Consider the following 10484-nt stretch of genomic DNA (forward strand, 5'->3'; position numbering starts at 1 on the left):
CGCAGGAGGCGGCTCCGTGGCTCCTCGGCGGAGTGAAGACCACCTCGGTGCCGTCACCCGGGCGGCGCTGCGGGAGGCGGCGGCGCGCGGCGCCGATGACGTGGTCTGGCGCACGAGCGACGGGCTGCTGCTCGAGGGGGCGACCTCGAGCCTGGTGCTGCTGACCGCGGGGGTGCTCGCGACGCCGGTCTCGAGCGGGGTACTCGCGGGGACGACGGTGGAGAGGATCCTGGCACTCGGTCGCGGGCTCGGGCTGGACGCGGCGCGACGGGAGCTGCCGGTCGCGGCCCTGGTGGCAGCCGATGCGGCCTGGCTCGTCTCGAGCACGCGGCGCGCGGTGCCGATCCGCTCGGTCGACACAGCGCCGCTGCGGCTCGACCACGCCCTGACCGCCGCGTTCGAGGCGGGCCTGCTCGCCGGCTGAGCGCCGAGGCCGCCCGGTCGTCGCCCCGTGCGGTGGATTCGGCGCGGTGCGGAACAGAGCGCGCGGCTCAGACCGCCGCTGCGAGGACGCGGGCGGTGTGCGGGCCGACCCCTGCCTCCTCGGCGTCGCGCAGATCGGCGACGGTGTCGACATCGAGCCGGAGGGTCGACGTGCTCGGCAGTTCGAGGACCGCGCAGCCGGCGGCGCGGTGCCGCTCCAGCGAGCCCGGACCGAACGACGGCGCGACGAGGGCCTCCGCGGCGAGCAGGAGCGCAGTCGTCCCGCTCCCCTCCCGATCCGCCACAGCGGCAGGCAGCGAGGAGGCGGCCGCGAGTGCGCGATCGAGATCGACCGTCCGCAGGGCGGGCAGGTCGCCGGTCAGCACGATCACCGGAGTCCCGGGTCGCCGGTGCAGGGCCTCAGCGGCGCCGCTCACCACGGCGGCGTCGAGACTGCCCGGGTCGGCGACGACGACCAGTCCGGGATGCTCCGCACGCGCGCGCTCGACGGCACCCGAGTCCGATGTCACGAGGAGCAGCACTTCGGCTCCTCCGGCCGCCGCGAGCGTGTCGAGCAGGAACGCCTCCGCGAGCTCGGCGCGGGAGTCGAGGTCGAGACGCGTCTTCGAGCCGCCGCGCCCCCTGAACACGACGACCGCGCTCCAGCCCGGCATCACGCGCGATCCTCCCGCGACGGGGCAGCGACTCCCGCCGCGTAGCCCGCGGCGAAGGCCTCGTCCGCGCCCAACCGGAACATGTCCTCCGGGCCGGTGCGCGTGAGAGCACGGGGCCCCCGGCGCGTCGAGCCCGACCACCAGCCGGGCGAGCCCGCGCACGACGGCCACGGGCCGGCCGCTCGCCTTGCCCTTCACCAGATCGCCGAGGGCCGCGATCTCGTCGGCCACCGCGGGCAGCGTCACCGCGAGCGTGCGGCCGAGGGAGTCGACCGCACCGCGCAGATCGTCGACGACGAGCACTCCCGCGGCTCCGATCGCGGCATCGGTCTGGCCGACCCGCCAGGCGCGACCGAGGGTGTCGCTGATCAGCACTCCGATCCGTGCGCCGAGGCGCTCGCGGAGCCCGGCGCACAGCAGACGGGCCGACGCGTCCGGATCCAGCGGCAGCAGCAGCACGGTGCCGGCGGCGACGTTGCTGGAATCGACGCCGGCCGCCGCCTGAACGATGCCGAGGCGGTTCTCGACGATGCGCGTGACTCCGGAGGCATGCGCTCGCGTTGCGACGACGCGGACGGTCTCGGCGGTGATCGCCTCCTCGCGGTCGACCGCGGCGACGATCCGCCCTTCGGCCTTGGAGACGATCTTGCTGGTCACGACGAGGATGTCGCCGTCGCGCGGTCGATCCGCGGGCTCGGCGGAGGCGACGGCGGCGAGGAGCAGCTCGAGCAGGTCGTCGCCGGGGGTCACCTCCGGGATGCCGTCGAGGGCCCAGGCCTGCACGCGCGTTTCGGTCACCCGTCCATTCTCTCCGGTGCGGGCAGGGAGCCGGGCCTCGGCCCGAGACCTCCGGGGGAGGCGGTCGACCCGAGCGGTCAGGCCGAGCGGAGGTAGGCGGCGACGGCGGGTGGAACGTAGGGCGCGACATCCCCGCCCAGGGACGACACCTGGCGCACGAGCGAGCTCGACACGTGAGCGTGTGCGGGGTCGGGCAGGAGGAACACGGTCTCGACATGGGCGAGGTTGCGGTTGACGATCGCCATCGGCGTCTCGTAGGCGACGTCGACCTGGGAGCGGATGCCCTTCACCAGGATGCTCGCCCCCACATCGGTGCAGTAGTCGACGAGCAGCCCCATGCTCCAGGAGGCGACCACGATGCTCCCCTCGATGCCCGCCTCGACGATCGACTGCTCGATCAGGGCGACCCGCTGCGCGATCGGCAGCAGCGCCGTCTTGGCGGGGTTGTGCACGACCACCACGTGCAGCTCGTCGACCAGGCGCGCGGCCCGCTCGATCACGTCGAGATGCCCGAGGGTCACGGGGTCGAAGGAACCGGGGACGACGGCGATGCGGGCCATGCCGCCAGCGTAGCGGCCGCCTCCGACGCTCTAGCTCTTGGCCAGGAACTCGCGGTCGCGGTCCTGCACACGGCGCTCCAGGGCGGCGCGGAGGCGGTCGTGCGCGGCGAGGGCCGGATCCTCCTCGAGGAGGCGCTCGGCCAGGGCGCGCGCCTCGACGATGAGGTGCGAGTCCTGCACCACGCGGAGCAGGCGCAGCGAGGAACGGCCTCCCGACTGAGAGTCCCCCAGGACGTCGCCTTCGCGGCGCAGCTCCAGATCGACCTCGGCGAGCTCGAAGCCGTCGAGCGTCGCCGCGACGGCCTCGACCCGCTCGCGCGCGATCGTGCCCGCCTCCGCCGCTGTGACGAACAGGCAGACGCCGGCGACGCCGCCGCGTCCGATCCGCCCGCGGAGCTGGTGCAGCTGCGAGACTCCGAACCGCTCGGCGTCGAGCACCACCATCATCGACGCGTTCGGCACGTCGACGCCCACCTCGATGACCGTGGTCGACACGAGCACGTCGATCTCGCCGGCCGCGAAGGCCCGCATGACCGCGTCCTTCTCCTCCGTCGTCATCCTCCCGTGCAGGGCGGCCGAGCGCCGGGCTCCGAGCAGAGGATGCGCGCGGACGCCCTCGAGCGTCCCCGCGACCGTCGAGAGCGGGGCCGCCACGGGGGCGTCCTCCTCGGCCGCCTGCGCGCCCTCGGTCGGCTCGCCCGGCTCGATCGCCGGGCAGACCAGGTAGACCTGATGGCCGGCGCGGATCTCCTCCTCCGCCCGCTCCCACGCCCGCGCGATCCAGGCGGGGTGGTCGGCGAGAGGCACGACGTGGCTCGTGATGCCGGGGCGACCGGCGGGGAGCTCACGGATCGTCGAGGTGTCGAGGTCGCCGAAGACCGTCATCGCGACGGTGCGAGGGATGGGCGTGGCCGTGAGCACGAGCACGTGCGGAGGCTTCGCGCCCTTGCGGCGCAGCGCGTCGCGCTGATCGACGCCGAAGCGGTGCTGCTCGTCGATCACGACGAGGGCGAGGTCGTCGAACGAGACGGCGTCGCTCAGCAGCGCGTGCGTGCCGACGACGATCTTCGCCGTTCCCGTCACGATCCGCAGCAGCGCGGAGCGGCGCTCCGCCGCTCCCAGCCCGCCGGTCAGGAGCGTCGGCACCAGCTCGGTGGCGAGCTCGGGACCCAGCGTGCGCACGATGGAGCGCAGGTGCTGCCCGGCGAGCACCTCCGTCGGCGCGAGCAGGGCCGCCTGGCCGCCGCTCTCGGCGGCCGTCAGCATCGCCCGGAGCGCAACGAGTGTCTTGCCGGAGCCGACCTCGCCCTGCACCAGGCGGGTCATCGGGCTCTCGTTCGAGAGGTCGGCCTCGATCTCTCCGCCGACCGCCCGCTGGTCGCCGGTCAGCTCGAAGGGCAGACCGGAGTCGAAGCGCTCGAGCAGGCCGCCGGGCGAGGGCACCCGGGCCGTGGCGGGCGTGGACCGTGCCGACGCGCGCCGCTCGAGCAGGGCCAGCTGCAGGAGGAAGGCCTCGTGGAAGCGCAGCGTCTCGCGCGCCTGCGCCTCCTCGCCGTCGCGCTGTGGCCGGTGGATCAGCTCGAGCGCGTCGCCCAGCGGCAGCAGCGAGCGACCGGCGCGCACCGCCTCGGGCATCGGATCGGACACGTCGCGCAGGCCGTCGAGCAGCACGCCGATCGCGGCCTGGAGCTGCCAGCTCGAGATCGCGCTGGTCGCCGGGTAGATCGGGATGGGCCGCTCGGCCCAGTCCTTCGCGAGCTCGCCGCCGCCGGCCTCGGTCGCGGCGGCCTCCTCGTCGTCGAAGAGCCGGTAGTCGGGATGGGTGAGCTGCGGAGTGTCCCGGAACATCGACACGGTTCCCGCGAAGATGCCGCGCACACCGCGGTGCAGTTTGGCCGCGCGCCACGGCTGCCCGAAGAAGGTCAGCGAGAGCGTGCCGGAGCCGTCGGAGATGACGACCTCGAGCAGGGTTCCCCGGCGGTTGCGCATCGGGCGCTCGCGCACCTCGCGCACCTCCGCGACGATCGTGACGCTCTCGCCGACGGGGAGCCTCGAGAGGGCCGTCAGCTCGCCCCGCTTCGCATACCGGCGCGGGTAGTGCCCGAGCAGTTCGCCGACCGTGCGGTAGCCGAAGGCCTTCTCGACCACGCCCGCCGTGCGCGGCCCGATCAGCGGCGCGAGGGAGGCGTCGAGGGGGTCCGTGATCACCTAGCGATCATAGGTCGGACCTCGGACGCGCGAGCCGGGCTCCGGGGTCCAGCGCCGACCGCGGAGCCACAGTGGCGAGCAGCCGGCGCCCCGGCCCGACCGAGGCGCGGAGGGCGGCTACCACGACCACGACCTCCGCCCACGCCTGGGCATCGGCCGAGACCGGCGCGTACCGGCGCCGCTCGAGCTGCTCCCGCAGACCGCGGAGGCTCGCGCGCGCCGGGGCGTCGAGTCCGGCACCGATTCGCGCCTCCTGCGCGCGCGGCGACTCGCCCGTCTCCACGGGGATGCCGAGGTCGCGGGCGTGGCCTGAGCTCGGCCCAGGCCGCTTCGATCGAACCGCGCCGAGCAGCACTCCGGCGCAGGCGGAGCCTGACCACACGCAGAAGCCACGGCACGAGGAGCAGAAGGAGCAGGAGCAGCCACAGCGTCGCGGGCGAGGCGGTGGCGCTCCCCGTCGCGCCAACGGCGCCGGCCGTCGGAGTCGGTGAGGCAGCGGTCGGAGTCGGGGCGGCCTCGGGGGCGCTCGATGCGTCGGGAGCCGAGCCCGCCGCCGAGCCGGGGACGTTCGGCCCCGTCGACGCGGTCGCGCTCGGCAGCGTGTACGACGCGGGAGCTCCCCGGCTCGGCGTGGGCTCGAAGGGCAGCCAACCGACGCCCTCGAAATAGAGCTCGGGCCACGCGTGCAGATCGGAGGAGAGCACGCGGTAGGCGGTGAGTTCGCTGCCCGCGGAGGGCACCACCGAGCCAGGCTGGTAACCGATGGCCAGCCTCGACGGGATGCCCAGCTCGCGCGCCATCACCGCCATCGCCGAAGCGAAGTGCACGCAGTAGCCCTCGCGGGTCTCGAGGAACGCCGCGAGCACGCCGACACCGTCGCCGTCGTAGCCCTCCTCTGCGGGCGTCTGCTCCGAATAGCGGAAGGCGGACGAGCGGAAGTACGTCTGCAGCGCCCGGGCACGGTCGTACCCGGTGGTCGCCTCGGCGGTCACCTCGAGTGCCGTCGAGCGGACGACCTCGGGCACATCGTCCGGCAGCGCGAGGTAGCGGTCCTGGCCCTGCGGGGCGGGGGCGTCGAGCAGCTGCCGGGGATCGGGAGCGAGGCGCAGTGCCTCCACCTCGTAGTCGTCGCCGGCGCGGGTGGTCGCATCGCCGCGGATCGAGCCGTCCTGCACGTCCTGCAGCCATCCGTCGCCGACTCCGCTGAGCGAGGCGACGGGGTAGGGGACGGGGAGCCACTGGCTCCGCAGGGTCTCGATCGAGACCTCCACCTCCTCCGCGTCCCTCGGAACGCCCGCAGAGAGGCCCTCCGGCGCGATCGGCGTGTCGATGGCGGCCGTCTCCTCGGTCTCGCTCGGCGCCCAGTCGTCGCCGTCGAAGTCCGAGACCGTGAGCACCCGCAGGTAGACCGGCAGCTCGGAGTCGGTCGAGTAGCGCAGCACCGTCACCGGATTGGGCCTCCGCAGATCGTTGCCCAGGGCCACGACCGGGTCGATCGAGCCGTTGAACAGCGCGCCCGAGACCCCGGAGGCCGCGGTCGTGCGGGTGTAGCCGGTCGCCGAGCCCGCGAGCAGTCCTGCGCCGACCACGACGACCGTGACGGTCGCGAGCGAGGGCAGCGCCGTGGCGGCCCAGGCCCGCCTCCCGGCCCGTGCCGACGGTGCCGCGCTGACCGCGAGGACGCCGGCGTACGCGAGTGCGGTGACGATCAGGCTCGGCCACGAGACGTCGGACGGGTCGATGATCGCCGGGACCGCGAGCAGCGCAGCAGGGAAGAGTCCGGCGAGCGCGGGAAGGCGCACCGAGAACGCAAAGAGGTCGGCCGCCCAGGTCACCACCACGACGCCGCCGATCAGGAGGAACGAGATGCCCTCGTCGGCGACGGCCGGCAGGCCCTGCTGGGCGATCGAGGTGAAGCCGCCCTCGGCGAGCGCCCTCGCCTGCGCCACAGCCGCGGGGGTCGGCACGACGAACAGCAGTGCCTGCGTCGGCGCGAACATCGCCGTCAGCACTCCCCCAGCAGCCAGTGTGCCGAGGACCGGCGGGAGGACAGGATGCACCCGGAACGCCCGCGCGATGGCCGGGACGACGAGCACGACCGAGACGGCGACGGCGAGCTGCACCAGCCAGCCGACTCCGACGAGCAGGCGGCCTGTGCCTGCGGCGGCGGCCACGATCGCGAGACCCAGCATCGCACTGAGCAGGAGGGCTCCGGAGCGGGGATCGCGCTCGCTGCGCCGGCTCACGCGACGACCCGCAGGGCGAGTGCCTGGGCCCACGCCTCCTCGACGGAGGAGGTGACCGCCACAGCGACGGGGTACCAGCCGAGCGATGCCAGAGCCGACTCCTCCTCCGCCGTTCCGCCGACCACGAACGCGATCGCCGGCCGGGCGTGGGCGGCGAGCGAGGCGAGCGCGTCGAGATCGTCCTCGTGCAGGCGCGAGAGCACAGCGAAGACGGGTCGCGCTCCTCCTGTGTCGCGCATCTCGGCCGCGATCCGCGGCACTGCCTCCACCGACTCCTGCGAGGGCGCGAGCTCGGCGAGGCGCAGCAGGACGTCGTGCGCCACCTCGCGCTCGTCCTCGGAGTGCTCCTGCTCGTCGCTCGCGCCCGTCTCGACGAGGTGGGTCTCGAAGCCGCGCTCGAGCAGGTGCACGGCGAGCGAGGCGGTCATCGACACGGCCCACTCGAGCCGCTCCTCGTCGCGGCGCCCGACCATCCGCTCGGCACGCGTTTCGAGCAGGACCCAGGCGTGCGGATCGGTGCTCTGCTCGTCCTGGCGGACCTTGAGCTCGCCAGAGCGTGCGCTGGCGCGCCAGTGCACCCGCCGCATCGCGTCGCCCGGGCGATAGTCGCGCGGAATCACGTCGTCGGTTCCGGCTCCGGCCGTCGCGTGGGCGACCGGGCTCGACCCACCGGCACCGTGCGCGTCGAGCACGTCGCTCTGCAACGGCACGGCCCGGGGAGTGACGACGAACGGCTGAGCGGCGCCCACGACGCTCTCGCGCAGGGCCAGCCCGAGGCCATCGCCGCGGACGAGACGGAGCGGACCGATGCGGTGGATGCCACGACGGTCGGCCGGCAGGCGGTAGCGCGCGCTCACCCGGCCGTGGGCCGGCACCGCGGGGAGCGCGAAGGCTCCCTCGGCGACCGGACGGCCGACGACGGCTCCGCGCTCGACACGCTCGAGGCGGTCCTGGGCTCTGGCACCGCCACGCAGAGCTCGACCGCGGTTCTCGAGCAGCACGTCGACCTCGACGACGTCTCCTGCGGCCACGTTCTGCGGAGCGAAGCGCCGCTGCACCCGCACGGACGGGGTCGCCACGACGAGGGAGACGAGGGCGCCCAGCGGCAGCCCGAGCAGCACGAGACCGAGGAACAGCAGCTCTCTGAACTCTGCGACGGGCGCGATCACGACGGCCGCGACACCGAGGAGCACCAGCACCCAGCCGCGCAGGGTCAGAGCGAGGCCGGCGAGCGCGGGCAGTCCGCCGAGCCGAGCCGAGGGAGCCTCAGCGGCGCGGCGCTCAGTCGCCACGGCCGCTGAAGGGGATGGGAGTGGACGCGACGATCCGCTGGACGATCTCGGTCACCGAGTGCGACGCTCCGGCGCCCGCACGGCCGGGCAGGCGCGTGGCGGGCAGGAGGCGGTGCCCGAGGACCGGGACGGCGAGCGCGTCCACGTCGTCCGGGACGACGAAGTCGCGGTCGTTGATCGCCGCGAGGGCCTTGGCCGCAGCGATCAACTGGAGGGTCGCGCGCGGGCTGCCGCCCAGACGCAGCTCCGGATCGATCCGAGTGGCCTGCATGATCGCGACCACGTACTCCTGCACGGCCGGTGCGACGTACACGGAGCGCACGAACGCCATCATCCGCTCGAGCTCGACCAGGCCCACGACGGGGCGCAGCTCCTCGAGCGGGCTGGCCGCGTCGCGGGTGCGGATCATCTCGAGCTCGGCCCTCTCGTCGGGGTATCCGAGCGAGAGACGCGCCATGAAACGATCGCGCTGCGCCTCGGGGAGGCTGTAGGTGCCCTCCATCTCGACAGGGTTCTGCGTTGCGATCACGGCGAAGGGCTGCGGGAGGAGGTGGGTGACGCCGTCGACCGAGACCTGGCGCTCCTCCATGCACTCCAGCAGCGCCGACTGCGTCTTGGGCGAGGCGCGGTTGATCTCGTCGCCGATCAGGATGTTGGCGAACACCGGCCCCGGCTTGAACTCGAAGTCGCGGGTGGCCTGGTTGTAGACCGAGACGCCGGTCACGTCGGAGGGCAGCAGGTCGGGGGTGAACTGGATGCGCGCCACGCTGCCGCCCACGGACGCGGCCAGCGACTTCGCCAGCACCGTCTTCCCCGTGCCGGGGACGTCCTCCATCAGGAGGTGGCCACCGGCCAGGAACACCGTCACCGCCATCGAGACCTCGGCCGACTTGCCGTCGATCACGCGGGTGAGGTTGCCGAGGACGGCGCCGGAGTGGGCGGTGAACTCCTCGCGCGTGAGGGGTGTCCCGGGCACCGCTCGTCGGCCGACAGCGGAGCGGGTGTCTTCGAGCGACGTCATAGCTACGGATTCTCGCAGTCCCAGCCGGAAAAGGACCCAGGGTTCTCGAGTTCACGCGGCATCCCGTCAGGGGGGCCGACCCGCGGCTCGCTCAGCGGTCAGCCTATGCTCGGTCCGGTGACCAGGATCATCGCCGGTTTCGCCGGCTCGCTCACCCTCCGGGTTCCGCACGCGGGCACCCGTCCGACCAGCGACCGGGTCCGCGAGGCCGTCTTCTCAGCCCTCGAGGCGCGCGCTGCCCTCGAGGAGGCGACCGTCGTCGACCTGTACGCCGGGTCCGGCGCGCTCGGCCTCGAGTCGGCCAGTCGCGGGGCGAGCTCGGTGATCCTCGTCGAGCGTGATCCGAAGGCCGCCAGGACCGCGGGCGAGAACGTCCGCGCGATCCTCACTGCGGCGGCCAAGAACGGGGCGCCCGCTCCGCGGATCGAGGTGGTCACCGCCTCCGTGCGGTCCTTCCTCGGCTCCTCGCCCGCGCTGAACGCCGACGCGGTGTTCCTCGACCCGCCCTACGACCTCGGCGAGGACGAGCTGGCCGCCGATCTCGCCGGAGTCCTCCCGCTGCTGCGCGAGGACGCGGTCGTCGTGGTCGAGCGCAGCGCGCGCAGCCCGGAGCCGCGATGGCCGGCGGGCCTCGAGCGCGAGCGACGCAAGGACTACGGCGAGACCTCGATCTGGTGGGCGTCGCCCGCAGCGGCCGTCTCCGACTCCTGAGAGCGCCGACGGCCGGAACGTCCTCTCGGTCAGCGAGAGAAAACGCCTCGTCGGGCGGCCTCCCGCAGGCTCCGTCACGGCGTCAACCCGCCGAGCCGTCCCAGCCCCGGTAGGGGTCCCATCCACCGTCCTCCGTCAACGGCGCACCGCCCAGCCGCACGTCCGGCGCACCCTCGCGCACGACCCCGAGAGCCGTGAATCCGGCGGGCAGCGGGGCGCTGGGGGCGAAGCAGGCCAGCATCGCGTGGTCCTCTCCCCCGCCGAGGACCATCGCCCGCGCGAGAGCGAGATCGACGCCCTCGACCCCCAGCAGCTCGCGGGCATGCCGATCGACGGCCTCCGCATCCAGGTCGACGACGACGCCGCTCGCCCGGGCCAGTCGGCGGGAGTCGAGCACGACCCCGTCCGACACGTCCATCATCGCGGTGGCCAGGCCGCCCGCAGCGGTCCCCGCGAGGATCGGAGGCGTCGGCCGCAGCTGCGCGTCGAGCAGTGACGGGTGCCGCTCGCGGAGGCGCACGGCGAGGGCGGCCGACGGCTCACCTCCTCCC

Annotated in this window: 8 protein-coding genes and 2 pseudogenes; 2 read left to right on the forward strand and 8 right to left on the reverse strand. The window is 73.9% G+C overall.

From position 1 onward, the window contains the following. The coding region (locus ACH61_RS11765) for an aminotransferase class IV (protein ID WP_236713662.1) at nt 1-424 on the forward strand (424 nt) is incomplete at its 5' end. A 67-nt stretch (nt 425-491) separates the two neighbouring features. On the opposite strand, the gene cofC is transcribed toward ACH61_RS11765, so the two are convergent. The 7 genes and pseudogenes from cofC to ACH61_RS11800 form a co-directional block, all read right to left on the reverse strand. Further along, complete coding sequence (gene cofC, locus ACH61_RS11770; RefSeq protein ID WP_068212270.1) at nt 492-1097, reverse strand: 2-phospho-L-lactate guanylyltransferase; 606 nt, start codon at nt 1095-1097, stop codon at nt 492-494. Next, a pseudogene (cofE, locus tag ACH61_RS11775) lies at nt 1097-1880 on the reverse strand (coenzyme F420-0:L-glutamate ligase). Before cofE ends, cofC begins: the two are co-directional and overlap by 1 nt. A 92-nt stretch (nt 1881-1972) precedes the next feature. After that, on the reverse strand, nt 1973-2455 hold the full coding sequence (gene coaD, locus ACH61_RS11780; protein WP_068212271.1) for a pantetheine-phosphate adenylyltransferase: 483 nt from the start codon (nt 2453-2455) through the stop codon (nt 1973-1975). A 30-nt stretch (nt 2456-2485) separates the two neighbouring features. Then, nucleotides 2486-4663: an ATP-dependent DNA helicase RecG gene (locus ACH61_RS11785; protein WP_068212272.1), complete on the reverse strand. Its 2178-nt coding sequence runs from the start codon at nt 4661-4663 to the stop codon at nt 2486-2488. Continuing rightward, complete coding sequence (locus ACH61_RS11790; RefSeq protein ID WP_153038850.1) at nt 4660-6909, reverse strand: transglutaminase TgpA family protein; 2250 nt, start codon at nt 6907-6909, stop codon at nt 4660-4662. The genes ACH61_RS11785 and ACH61_RS11790 overlap by 4 nt, the downstream gene beginning before the upstream one ends. Continuing rightward, nucleotides 6906-8201: a DUF58 domain-containing protein gene (locus ACH61_RS11795; protein WP_068212275.1), complete on the reverse strand. Its 1296-nt coding sequence runs from the start codon at nt 8199-8201 to the stop codon at nt 6906-6908. Before ACH61_RS11795 ends, ACH61_RS11790 begins: the two co-directional genes overlap by 4 nt. Next, nucleotides 8191-9222, reverse strand: coding sequence for an AAA family ATPase (locus tag ACH61_RS11800; protein ID WP_082845228.1), 1032 nt, complete (start codon nt 9220-9222; stop codon nt 8191-8193). Before ACH61_RS11800 ends, ACH61_RS11795 begins: the two co-directional genes overlap by 11 nt. 117 nt (nt 9223-9339) lie before the next feature. Between ACH61_RS11800 and ACH61_RS11805 the strand changes: the two genes are divergently transcribed. Continuing rightward, on the forward strand, nt 9340-9933 hold the full coding sequence (locus tag ACH61_RS11805) for an RsmD family RNA methyltransferase (protein ID WP_068212284.1): 594 nt from the start codon (nt 9340-9342) through the stop codon (nt 9931-9933). 82 nt (nt 9934-10015) lie between these two features. On the opposite strand, the pseudogene ACH61_RS17470 reads toward ACH61_RS11805, so the two are convergent. After that, nucleotides 10016-10484 (reverse strand): annotated as a pseudogene (locus ACH61_RS17470) (thiamine-phosphate kinase); the annotation flags it as partial.

It is taken from the genome of Rathayibacter tanaceti (genome assembly GCF_001634385.1).
GTDB lineage: Bacteria > Actinomycetota > Actinomycetes > Actinomycetales > Microbacteriaceae > Rathayibacter > Rathayibacter tanaceti.

Excerpts from the sequence above, each read along its gene's own strand:
- cofC (WP_068212270.1), bottom strand. The coding sequence starts at position 1,097 with ATGCCGGGCTGGAGCGCGGTCGTCGTGTTCAGGGGGCGCGGCGGCTCG.
- coaD (WP_068212271.1), bottom strand. The coding sequence starts at position 2,455 with ATGGCCCGCATCGCCGTCGTCCCCGGTTCCTTCGACCCCGTGACCCTC.
- ACH61_RS11800 (WP_082845228.1), bottom strand. The coding sequence starts at position 9,222 with ATGACGTCGCTCGAAGACACCCGCTCCGCTGTCGGCCGACGAGCGGTG.